General features: G+C 62.0%; 16 protein-coding genes. 14 read left to right on the top strand and 2 right to left on the bottom strand.

Annotated elements, in window-relative coordinates:
• Positions 1–109: 109 nt before the first annotated feature.
• The gene (locus KHO23_RS29155; protein ID WP_211615647.1) at positions 110–1,537 is read right to left on the bottom strand and encodes a collagen-like triple helix repeat-containing protein; all 1,428 of its coding nucleotides are present in this window, start codon (positions 1,535–1,537) and stop codon (positions 110–112) included.
• Positions 1,538–1,758: 221 nt separating this feature from the next.
• Positions 1,759–3,294, bottom strand: a complete 1,536-nt coding sequence (locus KHO23_RS29150) for a collagen-like triple helix repeat-containing protein (RefSeq protein WP_211615645.1) — start codon at positions 3,292–3,294, stop codon at positions 1,759–1,761.
• A gap of 659 nt (positions 3,295–3,953) precedes the next feature.
• Between KHO23_RS29150 and KHO23_RS29145 the strand changes: the two genes are divergently transcribed.
• From KHO23_RS29145 to KHO23_RS29080, 14 genes are all read left to right on the top strand, one after another.
• Complete coding sequence (locus KHO23_RS29145) at positions 3,954–4,124, top strand: Flp family type IVb pilin (RefSeq protein ID WP_211615643.1); 171 nt, start codon at positions 3,954–3,956, stop codon at positions 4,122–4,124.
• 149 nt (positions 4,125–4,273) lie between these two features.
• The gene (locus tag KHO23_RS29140) at positions 4,274–4,774 is read left to right on the top strand and encodes an A24 family peptidase (RefSeq protein WP_211615641.1); all 501 of its coding nucleotides are present in this window, start codon (positions 4,274–4,276) and stop codon (positions 4,772–4,774) included.
• The gene (locus KHO23_RS29135; protein WP_211615639.1) at positions 4,771–5,268 is read left to right on the top strand and encodes a TadE/TadG family type IV pilus assembly protein; all 498 of its coding nucleotides are present in this window, start codon (positions 4,771–4,773) and stop codon (positions 5,266–5,268) included. The genes KHO23_RS29140 and KHO23_RS29135 overlap by 4 nt, the downstream gene beginning before the upstream one ends.
• 91 nt (positions 5,269–5,359) lie before the next feature.
• A complete protein-coding gene (gene cpaB, locus KHO23_RS29130) occupies positions 5,360–6,289 on the top strand; it encodes a Flp pilus assembly protein CpaB (protein ID WP_211615637.1) in 930 nt (309 codons plus the stop codon).
• A gap of 40 nt (positions 6,290–6,329) precedes the next feature.
• A complete protein-coding gene (locus KHO23_RS29125; protein ID WP_211615635.1) occupies positions 6,330–7,781 on the top strand; it encodes a type II and III secretion system protein family protein in 1,452 nt (483 codons plus the stop codon).
• Between the two features lie 135 nt (positions 7,782–7,916).
• Complete coding sequence (locus tag KHO23_RS29120) at positions 7,917–9,158, top strand: fimbrial protein (RefSeq protein ID WP_211615633.1); 1,242 nt, start codon at positions 7,917–7,919, stop codon at positions 9,156–9,158.
• Positions 9,159–9,161: 3 nt separating this feature from the next.
• Complete coding sequence (locus KHO23_RS29115) at positions 9,162–10,529, top strand: CpaF family protein (RefSeq protein WP_211615631.1); 1,368 nt, start codon at positions 9,162–9,164, stop codon at positions 10,527–10,529.
• Positions 10,522–11,529, top strand: coding sequence for a type II secretion system F family protein (locus KHO23_RS29110; protein ID WP_211615629.1), 1,008 nt, complete (start codon positions 10,522–10,524; stop codon positions 11,527–11,529). The genes KHO23_RS29115 and KHO23_RS29110 overlap by 8 nt, the downstream gene beginning before the upstream one ends.
• Positions 11,526–12,527 carry a type II secretion system F family protein gene (locus KHO23_RS29105; RefSeq protein ID WP_407946083.1) on the top strand — a complete coding sequence of 334 codons (1,002 nt, stop codon included), beginning with the start codon at positions 11,526–11,528 and terminating at the stop codon, positions 12,525–12,527. The genes KHO23_RS29110 and KHO23_RS29105 overlap by 4 nt, the downstream gene beginning before the upstream one ends.
• 22 nt (positions 12,528–12,549) lie before the next feature.
• A complete protein-coding gene (locus KHO23_RS29100; protein WP_211615740.1) occupies positions 12,550–13,374 on the top strand; it encodes a tetratricopeptide repeat protein in 825 nt (274 codons plus the stop codon).
• Positions 13,375–13,400: 26 nt separating this feature from the next.
• Entirely contained in the window at positions 13,401–13,748 is a 348-nt protein-coding gene (locus KHO23_RS29095) for a DUF3613 domain-containing protein (protein WP_211615627.1), read from the top strand.
• Position 13,749: 1 nt separating this feature from the next.
• A complete protein-coding gene (locus tag KHO23_RS29090) occupies positions 13,750–15,534 on the top strand; it encodes a TadG family pilus assembly protein (RefSeq protein WP_211615625.1) in 1,785 nt (594 codons plus the stop codon).
• 10 nt (positions 15,535–15,544) lie between these two features.
• Complete coding sequence (locus tag KHO23_RS29085) at positions 15,545–16,936, top strand: sigma 54-interacting transcriptional regulator (RefSeq protein WP_120292864.1); 1,392 nt, start codon at positions 15,545–15,547, stop codon at positions 16,934–16,936.
• A gap of 47 nt (positions 16,937–16,983) precedes the next feature.
• Positions 16,984–17,700, top strand: a complete 717-nt coding sequence (locus tag KHO23_RS29080; protein WP_211615623.1) for a DUF2968 domain-containing protein — start codon at positions 16,984–16,986, stop codon at positions 17,698–17,700.
• Positions 17,701–18,190 lie beyond the last annotated feature (490 nt).

Below are 18,190 nucleotides of genomic sequence, written 5' to 3'. Positions count from 1 at the left end.
TGATAAGGCGGACTGCTATGCGCACTGTCTAAACTGTCTAACGGGACGTGCGTGGGGACGTCCGTGGGGACGTCCCATGCGTGCGGCATCGATCAGAGACTTATGCGGACTACTTATGGCTCACCGGCACGAGGCCGCCGAGAAGTGTCGTCAGGCCGCCTGCCGGACTGGTCGAGCCGCTCGTCGAGCCGGCCGCCGAGCTGAGCGCGCCAGTCAACGTGCCGACGAGGGCCGTCACGGGGGCGAGCGGGTTGCTGCCGCTGCTGCCCGATGCGCTGCTGGTGACGCCCGAGAGTGCGCCGGTCAGCGTCGACAGCGGATTCGATGCGCTACCCGTGCCGCCCAACGCCGAGGTCAGCGAACTCAGGGGCGTGCCGCCCAGCACCGAAGTCAGCGAACCCAGCGGCGAGCCACCCGTTCCCGAAGTCAGCGCGCTCAAGGGCGTGCCGCTCAGCGCCGAGGTCAGGCCGGACAGCGGGGTGCCGCCGAGCAGCGTCGACAGCGAGCCGAGCGGGTTGTTGCCGAGCCCGAGACTCGCGAGCGAGGTTTGCAGCGGGCCGAACGGGCTGCCGTTGGCAGGCGGTCCATTGACGACGGCCACGTTTGTGCTGCCGACCAGACTCGTAATCAAGCCGGGAATCGGATTCGCGCCATTCGGGCCGTTCGGATTGACGAGGCCGCCGGCGTTTGTCACCGTGTTGCCGAGCGAGCCGACCAGCGTGCCGAGATCGACGCCGACCGGATTCTTCGTTGCGGTGCCGACTTGCGAGCCGGCCGAGCTCAACGCGCCGCCGACTTGTGCGAGCAAGCCGCCCACTGGGGCGCCCAGGCCGGTTTGCGTGCCGACCGTTTGTGTCACGAGTCCGACCGTCTGCACGATCGGCGTGATCGCGGTGCTGAGCGGCTGGGTGATCTGTTGCACCGGCACGGAGGCCAGCGAATTGCCAAGCGTCGCGCCACCGGCATTCAGCGCGCCGGCGGTCGTGGACAGCACGGTTGCAAGCGGCGTGGTGAGCGGCGACAGCGGCGCGAGATTGCCGGTGCCGAGTCCGCCGACCGTGGTGCTCAGACCTTGTACGACACCGCTTGTCGAGCTGACCACTGAGCCGAGTCCGGCCACCGTGGTGCCGACTGGATTGGAGGTCGTGCCGATTTGCCCGAGGCCGCCGCTCACTGCGTTGGCGAGCGAGTTCAGCGTGCCGCTCGTACTCGACACTGTGTCGCCGAGACCTTGCGTGACTTTCGGGCTGAGACCCGGGATGCTCAGGGAGCCGACCGTGTTGCCGAGATCGCTGGTGGTCTGCGCGGCTGCGGTGGCGAGGCCATTGGTACTCGACGTCGAGGCGGTGGGTGTGTTGCCACTGGTCGAACCGCCGCCGCCGGCGCTACCGCTGCCGGATGCGCTCGGTGGCGCTGTGACGCCATTGCCGCCACACGCGGCGAGCAAGCCGGCAACCGCTACGGCGATCAACGGTGCGCGCAACGACGACACGGTCGCGCACGCCGCATGGAGAGTAAAAAAACGTTGGGTGGACATGTGTGCTCCTCAGTGTCTTCTAGATGTCGTGTGCGTTGTTTCCGTGCGCCGGTGCAACGGATGTCTGAGCGGCGCGGCTCAATCCAGACAGATTCCGGCAGAACCGGGGCGCGGCTGGCGGGCCGCACTCCGGGTTCCGGACGCCGGGTTGCCGGACGCCGGGTTTTCGGACGCCGGGTTGCCGGTTACTGCACTTCTTTCGATCGCTGCGACGGTATTGCTTACTTCTTCGACAGACCGCCGAGCAGGCCGCCGAGGAGCGACGTCACCGGGGCGAGCGGGCTGTTGCCCGATCCCTTGCCGCTTGTGCTCGACAGCGACAGGCCGGGGCCCGTGGTGGTCGAAGCGGTCGTCGTCGTGGCCGGCGTATTGGCCGCCGTGGTCGTGACGCCACCGAGCGCGCCGGTGACGCTCGACAGCAAGCCGGTTACCGGGGCGAGCGGGCTGCTGCTGCCACCGGAGGCGCCGCTCAGGCCGTTTGTCACGCTCGAGAGCAGGCCGGTGACAGGCGCCAACGGGCTGCCGCCGCTCGAGGCGCCGCCTAGACCGCCCGTTACGCTGCTGAGCGCGCCGGTGAGCGGAGCGAGGGGGCCGCTGCTGGTGCCGCCGGTCAGGCCGCCGAGTGCGCTGGTCAGCGGAGCGAGCGGACCGCTGCTGGAGCCGCCGGTCAGGCCGCCGAGTGCGCTAGTGAGCGGAGCGAGGGGGCCGCTGCTGGTGCCGCCGGTCAGGCCGCCGAGTGCGCTCGTGAGCGGAGCCAGCGGATTGCCACCGGTGCTGCCGGTGAGCAGGCCGCCCACCGATGCGACCGTGGTGCCCGTATCCGTGACCGTATGGCCGAGAGCGGCCGTGATCGGATTGCCGCCGGTTGCGCTGATCAGCGTGCCGGCTTTGCCCAGACCGCCGCCGAGGGTCGAGAGGAGGCCGTTCAACGGTGCTCCGAGACCCGTGGTGTTGCCGACTGTCTGTGTGGTCGCCGCGACCATCGACGTAATCGGCGTGATCGCCGTGCTGAGCGTTTGCGTGATTTGCTGGACCGGGCCCGTCGAGAGCGCGGTGGTGAGCGTGCTGCCGCCGTTGGTCACGGCGCCGCCGAGCGTATTGACGACGCCGCCGAGCGGTGTGGTGAGGGCGGCCAACGGTGCGAGGGGGCCGCTGCCGAGGCTCGTCACGAGGCTGCCTGCGTCCGTCACTGCACCGCCGACATGACCGACCACGCCACCGAGGCTCGACACTGTCGTGCCGACCGCGTTGCCGCCCGTGCCGAGTTGGCCGAGCCCTTGGGATACACCGCTGCCGAGCGTCGAGACAGCCGAACCGACTTGCTGCACGATGCCGCCGGCGGCCTGGGTGGTTTGTGAGCTGACGCCAGGGAGGGATTGCGAGCCGATCACGGTACCGATGCTCGAGACCGTCGAGCCAACATCGCTGACCAGACCGCCACCGTTGCCGACTACTGTCCCGAGCGCATTCGCGACGGGGGTCGTACCTGTTCCTGTGCCCGTTCCGGAGCCCGAGCCGCCTCCCGAACCGTTGCTGCTGGTGTTGCTGCCGGAGCCGCCCGAGCCCATCGAACCGCTGCCGCTGCCGCTGGTGGTCGAAAGTGCGCCGCCGGCAGAGCCGCTACCGCTGCCGCTGCCGCCGCCGGTGCCGGAACTCAGGGTTCCGGAGCCGCCGCAAGCACCAAGAGAAAGCATTGCCGCCACGCTGGCCGCAATCAGGGTGGTTCGTACTGTCGTGTTGGCCGTTTGAATCTTCATGTCGCCCTCGCATCGCATGTGTTATTGGATGTTGCTGCGTGGCTATCTCTGCATGAGCCGTGCCATTTCGACTGAATAATGCGAATTATTTTTCTGCCGAAGGGCATGAAGCCATGCGTGATATGGCTTTGCTAGGAATTGATGAAGTGTCCGCTAACTCAGATATACGCCTCGATAATGAATCTGCTAAACGTTTGCGAGGGCTACGTAACGTAACGAGCCGCGCGCGCCGTTACGAAACGTGGCGTAACGCAAGCGCAATGAGAGGGTCCCGGGCGCTTGAAACGTTCTGTTCAAACAAATAATTAGTGCAGCGAATCTAACTTATGGTTATTCCTATGTGCTGCAACGCACGAACTGCCGTTAACCTGAGTACGGCGGCAAAACGCATAGGGTGTTGGGCTAAGGGCGGCGGACAATTGCTTAAATATGATTGTTCGGCTATAAAACCCGAAAGCATCAAGGATTGACGAGGGAGGTGCGCAATCGAACAGACAGCTCATAGATATCTGTTTTATTGAAGCCGGCTGCCAGGCGGTACTTCTGCAGCGCAACACGCAGGACCAGGAATGAGAGACCAATGGTTCTGAGCGCCCAAGACTCCGTCATCCGAAGCAGCACGTAAACAAACGAAATAAATGAAAGTCCGAGGGTAAAAAATGAAAAAGTTCACACAACGCTTCCTGAGAGATAACCGTGCGGTCACCGCACTGGAATACGGGCTGATCGCCGGCCTTATCGTCGTCGTTATTGGGGCGACGGTACAGGGTCTGGGCCTTCAATTGGACGCGGCGTTCGTCTCCATCACCAAACTGCTGCCAGCGGCTTAATAGACTGCCGCGGCCCCTGCAATCGCGTGTTGAGTAAAGCCGTCGTATGCGTCGGCTGACTTGGTAATAATTCAGGGGTCTTCCCGATAGGAGACATACGGACTGCCGTCGTGGTCCGTATGTGTTTTGTTTCACCTGTCGAGGCTGACATGAACTCGTCCGTCACTCTGTTTTTGTTCGTAGCGTGGGCAGCGTGGGTCGCCGTATGCGATTGCCGTAGTCGGCGTATTCCGAATTCAATAATCGTTACCGGTTTGGTGACGGCATTGGCTTGCGCATTGCTGCGCCAGAATCCATTCGGCATTTCCATCGCGCAGGCTGCCCTTGGCACCGCGGTTGGTCTGCTTGCGTTGCTGCCGTTCTTTGCCATTGGTGTGATGGGTGCCGCCGACGTCAAAGTGTTCGCGGTGCTCGGCGCATGGTGCGGGGTGCACGCATTGTTCGGTTTGTGGGCGGTCGCGAGTCTGGTGGCTGGCGCCCACGCAGTGTGGTTGCTGATTGCAACCCGTACCCGTTTCGCATCCTTGCTGCAGCGTCGAGCGCCGACATTCGAGTTGTCGGGCAGGCGCGCCACGCCGTTTGTTGCATGCCTGACCGTGCCGACGATTGTATGGATGGTGACCCAGGTTGTTGCCGGGGGCGCGCGATGACAATGTATTCGGCGCGGCGCAACCCTCGCAAGTGGGTGCGACCTCACAGTTGCAGAAGAGATGCGCAACGCGGCGCGACCGCTATCGAATTCGCGCTGGTATTTCCGATCTTTTTTTCGATTTTTTACGTGATCGTGACGTTCAGCATGATCTTCGTTGCGCAACAGAGCCTGACGCTTGCGACAGCGGAGGGCGCGCGCGCAGCGTTGAACTATCAGTCGGCGAGCAGTGTGCCCGGTGCGGTTAGCTTACGTGCCACCGCTGCTTGCAATACCGCTACTAACATGGTCGCACCGATGATTCAGAGCGCCGCCTGCCAAACCGCTCAAGCTACGTGTAACTACGATTCCACCATGACCTGTATCGCCGTAACGTTGACCTATAACTACGCGGCCAGTCCGCTCATACCGACCTTGCCGGGTCTCGGTCTATTGCTGCCACAGAACCTGACCAGTACAGCAACAGTGCAACTCAATCCGGTGAACATACTTTGACTTACGCGCCTGCTCCTCGTCGCACCGCACTGCTTCGCTCTTCCGAGCGCATAAGCCAGTGGGAGCATTCGACTCATCCAGCGAGCCCAGCATGCCAAAACTAATCAAAATCGCTGCGGGCGGGCTGATTGCACTGGCAATTTTGCTCGGCATTTTTGCGGTAACGCTTTCGCGCAGGCCGGTCGCTTTGCCGGCAGCGTCGGTCGCACAAGCCAGTTTTCCTTTGGTTGTCGCAACCCGCCTACTGCCTGCCGGCCAGCCGATCAAGGCCGATGGATTGCGCGTTCAGTCGTTGCCGATCGATCCGAACGGCGCCTTTGCCGATCCGGCGCAACTTGTAGGCCGAATTCCGAATGCGGATGTCGGTGCGCAAACGCCGGTGCTGGAATCTCAACTGTCGTCCGGGATTGCAGAGCGCATTGCGCCGGGTGAGCGTGCGATCGCTGTGCGCGTCGACGAATCCAATGCGGTCGGCAATCGGCTGCGGCCAGGCAATTTCGTCGATGTTTTCTTCACGCTCAAGCGTGACGGAAACCTGGGTGGCAACGCCGAGATCGATCGGTCGCAGGCGCGCCTCCTGATCTCAAAGTTGCGGGTGTTAGCTTTCGGTAATGCCACGGCCGGCAACGACAACTCGGGTGATCCGAACGGAATGGTGCGCACTGCCGTGCTTGCAGTTCCCGTCGCCGACGTGGACCGGTTGACGCTCGCCGAAACTTCCGGTCGTCTTGTATTCGCGCTGCGTAATCCAAACGACACCGAAGTCGTCGATGCAGGCGCATTTGCGGCACTACCGGCCGTGTTGAAGACATCGACGCAAGCGGGCGGTGAGCCTCTCAAAGATTCGACTCGTGCGGCCGCCGGCGTTTCGCTTGATACGTTGTCGGGTGCGACCGGAAACTCGACGAGTCGAGCACTAGCAGCGCCACGGATTGCCACGCCCATGACGAGGGTTGCAGGGAATACGAGTGGTGCGATTGAAGTCATACGGGGTGGGCGTGCCGAAATGGTCGCCCGATAGCAGTTTCAGGGAGCAGGCGGCCACACGCGCCCAAAAGAAAATGAAAGAACGCTTTTTTGCATACGGGACTATGGCGATGTTGTGCGCAGCATCGCTCGCCGTGTCGTCGGTGAGCGATGCCGCGGCCGACGCACGGAATGTCGACATCATTGTCGGCTCACAGCAAACGCTCGCGAGCGGGCACACATTGCGGCGTGTCGCGATCGGCGACCCGACGGTTGCGGACGTGCTGATCGTCAAAGGCGACAAAACGGGCGGCGTGCTGTTGATCGGAAAATCGCCCGGCACGACCAACATCATGCTGTGGGAGCAAGGTAAAGATGCGGCCCTCACCTATACGGTCAACGTGACTACCGCAGCATCGCGAACCCTGCTCGGGCCTGACACGCCTGCCGTGAAAGTGCTTGGCGACACCGCGCTGATTTCTGGCGCGACGTCGACCATGGAAAAGCATCAGCGAGCCGTAGCGGCCGCAGAAATTGAGGCACATCAGCGCGCGGCTCGCGGGAACGGTAACAATGCCGTCGGCGGCGCTGCCGGTCCCGGTGCGAGTGGTAAGGGGGGCGACGCGGGCGGAGCCGGCGGTGACAGTGGTGCAAGTATCGCGACGTACGACATATCGACGGTCGCTACGCGCTCAGTGGTGCAGGTCGACGTGCGGGTGGTCGAGTTCAGCCGCACGGTGCTTAAGGAGGTGGGCTTTAACTTCTTCAAGCAGAACAACGGATTTTCGTTTGGCTCGTTTGCGCCGTCTGCGTTGACCACAGTCTCCGCGACCGCGGGGCAGCAGCCGCAAACGTCGAGCACGACCCCGATATCGTCGGCGTTCAACCTGATTTTCAACTCCGCCACGCATGGGCTGTTCGCGAACCTGAGCCTGCTGGAGAACAACAATCTCGCACGGGTTCTCGCGGAACCGACACTCGTTGCGTTGTCCGGGCAAAGCGCGAGTTTTCTCGCCGGTGGCGAGATCCCGGTGCCGGTTCCCCAAGGGCTGGGTACTACGTCGATTGAATACAAACCCTATGGCGTAGGCCTGACGCTTACGCCGACCGTGCTCAGCCCACAGCGAATCGCGCTGAAAGTGGCGCCGGAGGCGAGTCAGCTGGATTTCTCGAATGCAGTGACGATTAGCGGCGTGTCGGTTCCCGCGATCACCACCCGGCGAGCCGACACGACGGTCGAACTCGGCGATGGCGAGAGTTTCGTGATTGGCGGCCTGATCGATCGTGAAACGATTTCTAACGTTTCAAAGGTGCCGTTGTTAGGCGACCTGCCGATCATTGGCGCATTCTTCAAGCAGTTGAACTACCAGCAGAACGATAAGGAGCTGGTGATTATCGTGACGCCGCATCTGGTGTCTCCGCTTGCGAAGGGAGCAACGCTGCCGTCCACGCCGGGCGAGCAGGCTGAGCAGCGCAACGCTCCGGTGTGGCGTGCTTTGATCGGCGGTTTCGCATCCCCGGATGCTGTACCGGGGTTTTCGAAGTGAGCACGCGCAAGCATTTGGCATGTGGCGCGCTCCGGCACTGCGGCGGGGCGACCTGCACGTCGGTGCAGGCCGCGTGTTGCGGTGAGCAGTACAAAGCGGCGGCGCTTCAGCCAATGCCGCAACAGGATGTGCAACATGAACGCGAGAACGCATTCATTGACTGAAAGGGCTGTCACCGATTCCTTTGTGTTCGCGTCGCTGGCTGACGAGCACGTGCATTGGCTTGCCGATACGCTGATCGCAGCGGGGCGCGTCGAGGCCGTTACGCTTGATCCGTCGACGCTGACGCAACGCATTGCTGTCCTGAATCCAACGCTGGTATTTATCGATTTTTCCGGCGGTCGCGCGGCCGCTGCGAGCGCAGCGGCAAGTACGGTGCGTGCCGCTTATCCGGGATTGCAAATCGTCGCGACCGGTTCGCTCGCCGAGCCGGAGAGTGCAATTGCCGCGTTGCGCGCCGGGGTGCGCGACTTTATCGATCTGTCTGCGCCTGCTGCCGATGCGCTACGTATCACGCATCAGGTCATCGACAATCTGGTTGAGCCGGTCAGCCGGCACGGTCATGTGACTGCGCTGGTTGGCGCGCGTATCGGCATGGGCGTCAGCACGCTCGCCGCGAATCTGGCGGTCATGTTGCAACGGCGCGACGTCGAGCAGGGGCGGCAGGCGGTGTTGCTGGATCTTGGCCTGCCGGCCGGCGACGGTACGCTGCTGCTCAACACGCGCAGTGAATTTCATTTCGTCGAAGCGGTGCGCAATCTACGTCGCTTCGACCAGACTTTCGTGCACACGGCGCTTTCACATCACGCAAGCGGTCTGGCGTTTACCACGCTACCGCCGAACCTCGCTGAGATGCGTGAAGTGTCGTATTCATCGTCGATCGGTTTGCTGAATCGCTTGCGTGCTTTCTTCGACCAGCAGATCGTTGATCTCGGCGGCTTCTCCAGCAGCGAGTTCATCGCGCACGTCGTGCAATCCGCCGACGAGACCTGGTTGGTGTGTGACCAGGGGGTCGCGTCGATCGTATCGGCGGTCGGCGTCCTCGACTCATTGCGCGAAGAGGGCATTGAATTGGGCAATGTGCGATTGATCGTCAACAAGTTCGATCCGGATCTCGGGCTGAGCGGCGTCCAGATTGGCCAACGCCTGGATATTCCATTACTTGCTACTTTGCCTGAAAGGCGCGTGGCGCTCGGGCAGGCTGCCAACCAGGGGCATCTTCTGGTCGATGTGGCCGCGCGCGACCCTTATGTACGCGCGCTTGAGCCGCTCATCGAACGCCTTGGCGGTGCCGCTTGTGCGGCAGCGCGGGTGCCCGGCAAGTCTGCGCTTGGCGCGCTCAAGCGCCTTATTCCAACCTCCACCAAGCGATCATAGACGATGGCAAAAGAGATCGAATTCGCCGACGACGTGCCTTCGTTCGCGCAAAGCCAGCAGTTCCAGGACATCAAGAACGCGGCGCACGAACATCTGCTCACGCGTATCGAGGAACTGGGCTCCGAGTTCGGCCGGTGGTCGCGCAACGCGATCAACCAGTTCGTCGACCTGGAAATGGACAGCTTTGTCCGGCTGCGGAGAATCCCGATCAACGAAGCCGAGGTCCGCTCGATTGCGGAGGCGCTTACCAAGGAACTGGCAGGCTTTGGCCCCATTGAGGATCTGCTGAACGACACAGCCGTTGAAGACATTCTGATCAATGGCTACAACGACGTGTACGTGTCGCGCCACGGCATTCTGACCAGAATTCAAGTGCGCTTTGCCGACAATGCGCATTTGCTGCGCATCGTGCGGCGCATTCTCGCGCCGATCGGCCGTCGTCTCGATGAATCGAATCCTATGGTCGATGCGCGCTTGCCGAATGGCGGCCGTGTCAACGTGGTGATCGAACCGTTGTCGATCGACGGGCCGATCGTATCGATCCGCAAGTTCCGTAAAGATCCGCTGCGCCCCGACGATCTGCTCGAAAACGGCACTTACAGCCCGGAAATTGGCGCGCTGCTCGAAGCGGCGGTCGCCGCGCGCTGCAACGTACTGGTGTCCGGCGGGACGAGTTCGGGAAAAACGTCGCTGCTCAACGCACTGGCGTTTCACATCCCCGAAGCGGAGCGTGTGGTGACGATCGAGGACACGGCCGAACTGTCGCTGAACCATCCACACGTGGTGCGGCTCGAAAGTCGCCCGGGTGGATTTGACGGCGCGGGCGTCGTGACGATTCGCGACCTGCTGCGCAATACGCTGCGGATGCGTCCGGACCGGATCATCGTTGGCGAAGTGCGCGGCGGCGAAGTGCTGGAAATGCTGCAGGCCATGAATACCGGCCATGATGGATCGATGGGCACGGTGCACGCCAGTTCGCCGCGCGAATGTCTTTACCGGCTGGAAATGCTGGCGGGGTTCGCGGGATTTCAGGGTACCGAGTCGAGCTTGCGTCGCCAGATCGCCAATGCGATCGATTTCATCGTGCAGATCGGCCGATTGTCGAATGGGCGCCGGCGGATTTTGTCCATCACCGAGGTGACCGGGCTTTCCGACAACATTATCGCGACTCAGGAACTCTATCGTTATGAGCCTGTGATGGCGCAGGACGGGGAAGAACTCGATCAGTGGGTGTCGCTCGGCATTCATCCGCATTCGCCCAAGCTGGCACGCTTCCGGCAGGCGCTTGGCGGTTCGACGAACGCCGGCGGGTTCGGCGGAGGGGGCTTCGACACTGGTAGCGGCGGTTTCGGCGGGGGCTTCAATGTCTAGCGCAGTCCTGGTCTTTGCAGCGCTCGCGCTGCTGTGCGCTGCAGGTGCGCTGCTGATATTGCAGCAGGGTGCACAACGCAAAGACCAGGCGAGTACTGAGCGCTTCATCGACAGCCGGGTGGCTGCTGCCCAGCCGGTGGCGTCCGTGACGGCGTCCCGTACTGCGACTACGCGCCGTGCGATGCCTACGGCTTCGTTTGCACCACAGGCTCCCGCAGCCGGTGCGGATTGGAATGAATACGCGCGCTATCTTAAGACGCGGATCAGTTATTCATTCGTAAACCTGATGAATCGCGCGGGGCTGAAAAAATTCCGCGCGCCCGCACTGATCGTCGCGGGGGGCGTGCTGGCGTTGTGCCTGATGGCTGCGAAGCAGGGCGGTGCGCTTGCAGGCGTCGTGACGCTCGCCGCATGCCTTGTGTTTCTCTACTTTGTCCTGTCGATGCGCGCCAACAAGCGCCGCCAGGCAATCGTTCGGCAATTGCCGTCGTTTCTTGATGGCATTGTTCGTCTGATTACGCTCGGCAACAGTGTGCCGGCGGCTTTCCAGGCGGCGTTGCAATCCACAGATGCCCCGCTGCGCGAATGCCTGGATCATGTCTCACGGATGCTGCGGTCCGGTGTCGAGATCGATCGTGCGCTCTCTCATGTTGCCGTGTTGTATGGCGCTCGCGAGCTGGAGCTGGTGGGTGCGGTGTTACGCCTGTCCGTCAAGTACGGCGGCCGGGCCGACGTGATGCTCGATCGGATGTCGTCGTTCATGCGTGATCTGGAACAGGCAGAACGTGAGCTCGTGGCGATGTCATCGGAAACGCGTTTGTCGTCCTGGGTACTCGGTATGTTGCCGGTCGGGATTGGCGGGTTTCTGATCCTGACAAACCCGAACTATTTCGGATCGATGTGGTTCGATCCGAGCGGGCGACGAATCCTGTATCTCGCGTTCGGCCTGCAAATGCTTGGCGCCTATTTGTTGTACCGGCTGGCACGGCTGAAATCATGACAGTGCAACCGAACTACCTTATTGCGCTTGCGCTCGGTCTCGTGGCGCTGGCTTCGCTCCTGATCGCAGGTCTTCTGATCGTGCGGATCGCGGCTGCGCGACGGAGCGACCGCATGCTCATGCAGGCACTCGACGAGCGCGCGTTGCAAAACGCTGTTGCAGCGGCGGCGCGCGGCACAGACGGTGCTCAGGGCAAGCAGAGTACGCGCGTGCCTGAGACTGGCATGAGGGGCGCGTTCGAGCGCTTGGCTCATACCGGTATCCGCTTGCTCGATACGCCGATTGGCCGGCATATCGTTGCGGAGGAGGACCGCCGCCTGCTGGAACAATGCGGCTTTGTTGATACGCGCACTCGCGGGCTTTTCCTGATTGCCCGAATCGTGTGCGCCGTCGTGCTGCCTCTGCTCGTTGGCACGATTGCTAGCGGTCGTATCGACGGGCCACGCTACGTAACGTTGGTGATTGTCGCGATGGCGGGCGGCGTCATGATTCCGAAGGTCGTGCTGAGCCGACGCGCGTCGGCACGGCGCCGCGGCGTCGTTGATGAGTTGCCGATGCTGGTCGATCTCTTGCGCTTGCTCCAGGGTGTCGGCTTGTCACTGGATCAGAGTCTGCAGGTGATGGTCAACGATTTTCGCGGCATATTGCCCGTACTCTCCAGCGAGTTGGAGATTGCGCAGCGGCAATTTGCTGCCGGTCGCACCCGGGAGCAGTCGTTGAATCGGCTTGCTTCAAGTTACGAAAATGAGGATATGCAAGCTGTGGTGCGTTTGCTGATTCAGGTCGATCGGCACGGTGGGGCGGTGCAAGAACCGCTCAAGCAGTTTGGCGATCGCCTCCGCGAAACGCGCCGCGCGATGTTGCGTGAACGTATTGGCCGAATGACGGTGAAGATGACCGGCGTGATGATCCTGACCTTGCTGCCGGCGTTGATGATCGTGACAGCGGGTCCCGGCGTTCTGTCGGTGTCACATTCGCTGAAAGCGATAAAGCGGTAGGAACATTGTGATGACTTCAAACATGAGATCGAATGGCTTTATCCGGGCGGCGCAGTGCGTCGCACCCGGCATTGCACTCGTGCTGCTTGGCGCTTGCACGAAAGATCTCGGCTATGGCGTCGGCCCGCAAGCGGAGCGCCAGGCTTTGATCCAGCAGGCCAATCGGGATCCAGCGCCGGACACGCCTGGGATGTATCTCGGCTTGATCGATCGCATGCAGGCGCAAGGGCTGTACTTCGCATCGCTGGCGCATATCGATGCCTATGAAAAGCAATATGGGGTGACGCCAGACACGATTCTGCTGCGCGCTGACGCCCTGCGCATGACTGATCAACCCGCGGCGAGTGCGGAGGCCTATGAACGATTGCTAAAAACGCCGCTCGCGTCGCGTGGGCATCGCGGGCTGGGATTGATTGCAGGCGCATCCGGTGATTTCAATCGTGCCGCAGACGAGTTACAGCAAGCGGCGCAACTGGCGCCGACAGATGCGTCAGTGCTGTCGGATCTCGGCTATGCGCGCATGCGTTCCGGTGATATCAGCGGTGCCCGGGTGCCGTTGATGAAAGCAGCGGAGCTTGACCAGAACAATCCGAAGATCGCCAGCAATATCGCACTGTATCTACTCGTCGACGGAGAGACGGAGCGATCGCAGGCGTTGATGAATCAGCAGAAGTTTTCGCTAGACGTACGTGCGGCGATTCGCAACGAAGCGGCCAAAGTCGTTGCCGCGTCCCGCGCACAGCAGCAGGGAGCGGCGCGGTCGCAAGGGGTTCAGCCTGGGACTGTCGCTAGCACGCAGGGCACGATGGAACCCGCGCCGCGTTTGCTTCAGCGGTTCTCACAATAACGGGCCGACGGGGAAGGGAGACCAATATGAAATACCAGGGAAGAATCAGGGGAGTGCGGAGGCTGGTTTGCGGCGCGTTGATCGCTGCGCTGGCAGCCAGCACGGTGGAAATTGCGGATGCTCAGACGGTATCGGCGCCACCGGTTGCGCGCAGCGAAGTCGGTCATGCGACGACGGCATGGCTCGATCTGCAACGCGGTAATAGTCAGGCTGCTCCGGAGCAGCCAATGCTCGGCGAAGAGGCCGGTTTGGCCTACCGTCGTTACATGGGATCGTTCAAATCGAAAATCCCCGAAACGTACGGCTCAGCGCTCAATCAAGGCAGTGGAGGCGGGCAGGGCGGTGGCATGACTGGGCAACTGCAGCAGAACTGATATGTCGTCACGTATTGCATCCCACCCCTACGCCCGGCGCTTGCGCATCTTGCGCGCGCGCCGCGCAGTCCGTATCTCACCACGCTCGCAGCGCGGTGTGGTTTCAATTCTGGCGGCAGTATGGGTGAGCGTCGCGGTTATAACGTTGGCTGCAATCGATGTCGGCCACTTTTACTATGTGCGTCGCGATTTGCAGCGCACTGCGGATCTGGCCGCTGCGGCAGGCGTACAGATGATCGGTAGCGCGGGCGGCTGTGCAGCGGCGATCAACTCAGCTCAACTGAATGCAACGGCGAATGGTTTGGCGAGCAACGGCGCTATTCAGTCAACGTGCGGCCGATGGGATCCGTCGGCGAACGCAGCGCCATCGTATTTTGTCACGGGCAGTGCGCCGCTTAACGCTCTGCAAGTGGTGGTCAGCCAGCCTGTGTCGTTTTTGTTTCTCGTGGGGCAGACGCGCACACTGACTGCGACTGCGACGGCGCAGGCTACCAACATCCGGTCCTTTTCACTTAGCACTTCGGTGGCCACCCTGTCGGGCGGACTGGTAAACGGCTTGCTGAATGGTTTGCTCAACACCAACCTTAATCTGGATGTCGGCTCGTACCAGGGCCTGGCGACAGCCCAGATCAAGTTGCTGGATCTGGCGACCGCGCTGGGCGTGAGTTCGATGGCTGACCTGCTCAAGGCGCAGGTCACTGTTGCGCAACTTGCGAACGCGATGGCGACGGTGCTGAGTCAGGGAAATGTAGTGAGCGCCAATGTCACGACCGCATTGAGTACGATTGCGAGCGCGTCGACCGGTAGCACGAAAATCAACCTGGGCAACACTGCTTCTCAGAACGGGTTGCTGGCCGTTGGTCTTGGCGACCCACAGGCGGCAGCCACGGCCACAGTCAACGCGCTCGATATGCTGATGGTGGCTGCCGAGATCGCGAACGGGTCGTCAGCCGTCGATCTTGGTACGTCGCTCAATCTCAGCCCGCTTGCGAGCATCACCGCACAGGCCCAGGTTATCGAGCCGCCTGTCATCGCAGTTGGCGAGGCTGGAAACAATCCCGACGGCACCCCCCGGACGAGCGCGCACTCCGCGGTGGTGCGGTTGTATCTGAACGTGAAGCTCCTCAACTTGAGCATTCCGTTAGTGGCGAGCATCTCTGCGTTGAATTTGCCAATCTACATCGAGGTTGCGCCGGGAAATGCCTATTTACAGACGACACAGTGTTCGACGCAACGTGCGAGCAGCTACAGCTGGATTTCCGCGACGCCTGGGGTAGCGGCCTTGTGCATCGGAGGCGATGCTGCCAGCAATATGACCAACACGACCGTTCCCACCAGTTGCAATCAGCCGGCGCTGATCACCTCAGTGTCGTTGCCTCTGCTTGGTCTCGGGCTGGCGGATGTTTCAGTCAAAAGCTCAACAGGCGGTGGACTTAATCTCAGCGTGCAGCCGCCATCCCCCACGGTTTTCAAGTTCAACGGCGTGCAGGGGGACAGCGATGACTACCAGACCACCAACACCAACGGTCTGGGCTCAGCGGTCGGCGGCCTCCTCACGCAACTCGCCAGCGGGCTTTCAGGAACAATCCACGTGAGCGTATTGGGCCTCGACGTCACCGCTGTAGCTGCACCACTGGTCAGTGCACTGGTGACAGTGTTGACGCCCATCCTGCAGTCGTTGGACTCGCTGCTCATTCCTCTTTTACAACTCCTCGGTGTCCAGATCGGCGTAGCGACGGTCCACGATCTCGGGCTTGCCTGCGGTCAGGCACAACTGGTCAATTGATTTCGCGCCTATGAGAACCAACCCCAAAATCGAGGAACTCGATATCTACGTCTGGGAGGGCAAGGCCGACATCGTCGACCGGGTCGCGCGCTGCATGGCGAGCTTCGATGTCGAAGTGATCCGCGCGGACGATATCGCGATCTCGCCTGAACGGACGGCGCTGCGGCCGTCGCTCGCGATCATCAGCGTGTCGGTGATCGACAGCGGCGCGCTACTCATGCGCGACTGGCAGGCCGCGCACGGCATTCCTGTGGTATGGGTCGGCGCCGCGCCGCGCGACCATGACCCGGCGACTTACCCATCCGACTATTCGCACATCCTGCCGCTCGACTTCACCTGCGCCGAACTGCGCGGCATGGTCATGAAGCTGGTGCTGCAACTGCGCGCGCACAGCGCCAAGACGCACGAGTCGGATGCAATGATCGCCAACTCGGAGTGCATGCAGGCGCTGCTGCACGAAGTCGATACGTTTGCCGATTGCGACACGAGCGTGCTGGTGCATGGCGAAACCGGCGTCGGCAAGGAGCGCATCGCGCAACTGCTGCACGAGAAACACACCCGCTACGGCCAGGGGCCGTTTGTCGCGGTGAACTGCGGCGCGATTCCGGACGGCCTGTTCGAATCGCTGTTCTTCGGTCACTCGAAAGGCTCGTTTACGGGCGCGGTGGTCGCGCACAAGGGCTACTTCGAACAGTCCGACGGCGGCACGCTGTTCCTCGACGAAATCGGCGATCTACCGCTCTACCAGCAGGTCAAGTTACTGCGCGTGCTCGAAGACAGCGCGGTCACGCGAATCGGTTCGGCCACGCCGGTGAAGCTCGATTTCCGGCTGGTGGCGGCGACCAACAAACATCTGCCGCAACTGGTCAAGGACGGCACCTTCCGCGCCGATCTTTACTATCGGCTTGCAGTGATCGAGTTGAAGATTCCGTCCCTCGAAGAGCGGGGCGCCGTCGACAAGATTGCGATCTTCAAGGCGTTCATCGCGCAGATCGTCGGCAACGAGCGGCTCGCCGCGTTACCGGACCTGCCGTACTGGCTCGCGGACGCGGTGGCCGACACGTATTTCCCAGGCAATGTGCGCGAACTGCGCAACCTGGCCGAGCGGATCGGCGTGACGGTGCGTCAGATCGGCGCGTGGGATGCGGCGCGCCTGCAGCGGCTGCTCGCGCTCGCTCGCACCACCCAGCCGGTGCCCGCCGAGAGCGCCGCCGAGGTGCTGGTGGACCGCAGCAAATGGGACATGGCCGAGCGCAATCGCGTGCTGGCCGCGCTCGACGCAAACGGTTGGCGTCGTCAGGATACGGCGCTTTATCTGGGCATCAGCCGCAAGGTTTTGTGGGAGAAGATGCGCAAGTACCAAATTTTTGATGAAGAGCCCGAAACGCGCGAAAGTGAGTAATAATGAGACGGTTGTACTAAAACAAAAACTGTTCGAGCAGGATTTACATGGACCGAAAGTCGAAACTACGGCAGATTGCCCTGGCTGCATTGATCGCGATGGGGGCCGTGCAGGGCGTGGGTGCGCAGGCTCTGCCGGATAGCGGGTCGAGCGCTGGCGTTGTTTCCCAGCCGGGCACGACGACCGCGTTGCCGGCGAATTCAGTTGCTGGCCAGGCGCAGACGAACGCGTTGACGCCGGACGAGGCCAAGCAATCCGCCGCGGGGAATGTGGCGGAATTGCAGCAGATGATCCGCGGCTCGGATCTGAGCGAATTGCGCACGACGTACAACGGTAGTTACGGAGCGAGCTTGCTGTTTTACGGCAAGGAGATGACGTACTACGTGGCGTTGTTCCAGCAGAAGAACTTCTGGCGCGTGATCAAGACGCAGGACGCTACGCGTGCCGACATGATCTACAAGGATTTCGTGCGTCAGACGTTGCAACTGTCGGACGTCGAGATTCGGCGTACGCAGCTGGAGGCGCAGAAGGCCTTCACGGAGCGCATGATTGCGTTGTCGCAGGACCGTGCGAACCGCTTGCAGGCCGACCTTGACGTTGCGCATCAGCAGCAGACCATTGTTGCGAATCAGCAGCAGCAGACCCGTGCTGAAGCAACGGCGCTGACGCAGCAGAAGGCTGCCGCGCAGGACCAGCTGCGCGCCGCGCAACGCCAGGTTCGCGAACTGCAGCGTCAACTGGAAAGTGGCCTGCCGTCGCACTGAGCGCGATAGCGGGAAGACCGGAAGATGGGAGGGCGGAGCGCGGCGTCGAAAGCGCCGCCCGCCCAATTTGACCATCGGACGTACAAGCCGTTTAAAGATGCAGGTCATCGATCCGCAGTAGAAAATCCGAATCCCGCAGCACCTCAGCCGCCAAGCGGCCATCCCCACACCCACTGTCCCAAGCACACCCATCCGCGACGCACGTAGTGCGGAGCGGGGGCGAATGATCCCTTAGTCACTCACGCGGAGTGTGCGAGGGCACGGAAACCCGATGCACCCCACGCGGTATCCCATGCATACCCATCCGCGACGCACGCAGTGCGGAGTGGGAGCGAATGACACCTTTGTCACACACGCAGAAGGTGCGAGGGCACAGAATCCCGATGCACCCCACGCGGTATCCCATGCATACCCATCCGCGACGCACGCAGTGCGGAGTGGGAGCGAATGACACCCTTGTCACACATGCCGAATGTGCGGGAACACAGAT

It is taken from the genome of Paraburkholderia haematera (assembly GCF_905220975.1).
GTDB lineage: Bacteria > Pseudomonadota > Gammaproteobacteria > Burkholderiales > Burkholderiaceae > Paraburkholderia > Paraburkholderia haematera.
This window is presented reverse-complemented; position numbering and strand designations above follow the sequence as displayed.

Excerpts from the sequence above, each read along its gene's own strand:
- KHO23_RS29155 (WP_211615647.1), bottom strand. The coding sequence starts at position 1,537 with ATGTCCACCCAACGTTTTTTTACTCTCCATGCGGCGTGCGCGACCGTG.
- KHO23_RS29150 (WP_211615645.1), bottom strand. The coding sequence starts at position 3,294 with ATGAAGATTCAAACGGCCAACACGACAGTACGAACCACCCTGATTGCG.
- KHO23_RS29145 (WP_211615643.1), top strand. The coding sequence starts at position 3,954 with ATGAAAAAGTTCACACAACGCTTCCTGAGAGATAACCGTGCGGTCACC.
- KHO23_RS29140 (WP_211615641.1), top strand. The coding sequence starts at position 4,274 with ATGAACTCGTCCGTCACTCTGTTTTTGTTCGTAGCGTGGGCAGCGTGG.
- KHO23_RS29135 (WP_211615639.1), top strand. The coding sequence starts at position 4,771 with ATGACAATGTATTCGGCGCGGCGCAACCCTCGCAAGTGGGTGCGACCT.
- cpaB (WP_211615637.1), top strand. The coding sequence starts at position 5,360 with ATGCCAAAACTAATCAAAATCGCTGCGGGCGGGCTGATTGCACTGGCA.
- KHO23_RS29125 (WP_211615635.1), top strand. The coding sequence starts at position 6,330 with ATGAAAGAACGCTTTTTTGCATACGGGACTATGGCGATGTTGTGCGCA.
- KHO23_RS29120 (WP_211615633.1), top strand. The coding sequence starts at position 7,917 with ATGAACGCGAGAACGCATTCATTGACTGAAAGGGCTGTCACCGATTCC.
- KHO23_RS29115 (WP_211615631.1), top strand. The coding sequence starts at position 9,162 with ATGGCAAAAGAGATCGAATTCGCCGACGACGTGCCTTCGTTCGCGCAA.
- KHO23_RS29110 (WP_211615629.1), top strand. The coding sequence starts at position 10,522 with ATGTCTAGCGCAGTCCTGGTCTTTGCAGCGCTCGCGCTGCTGTGCGCT.
- KHO23_RS29105 (WP_407946083.1), top strand. The coding sequence starts at position 11,526 with ATGACAGTGCAACCGAACTACCTTATTGCGCTTGCGCTCGGTCTCGTG.
- KHO23_RS29100 (WP_211615740.1), top strand. The coding sequence starts at position 12,550 with ATGAGATCGAATGGCTTTATCCGGGCGGCGCAGTGCGTCGCACCCGGC.
- KHO23_RS29095 (WP_211615627.1), top strand. The coding sequence starts at position 13,401 with ATGAAATACCAGGGAAGAATCAGGGGAGTGCGGAGGCTGGTTTGCGGC.
- KHO23_RS29090 (WP_211615625.1), top strand. The coding sequence starts at position 13,750 with ATGTCGTCACGTATTGCATCCCACCCCTACGCCCGGCGCTTGCGCATC.
- KHO23_RS29085 (WP_120292864.1), top strand. The coding sequence starts at position 15,545 with ATGAGAACCAACCCCAAAATCGAGGAACTCGATATCTACGTCTGGGAG.
- KHO23_RS29080 (WP_211615623.1), top strand. The coding sequence starts at position 16,984 with ATGGACCGAAAGTCGAAACTACGGCAGATTGCCCTGGCTGCATTGATC.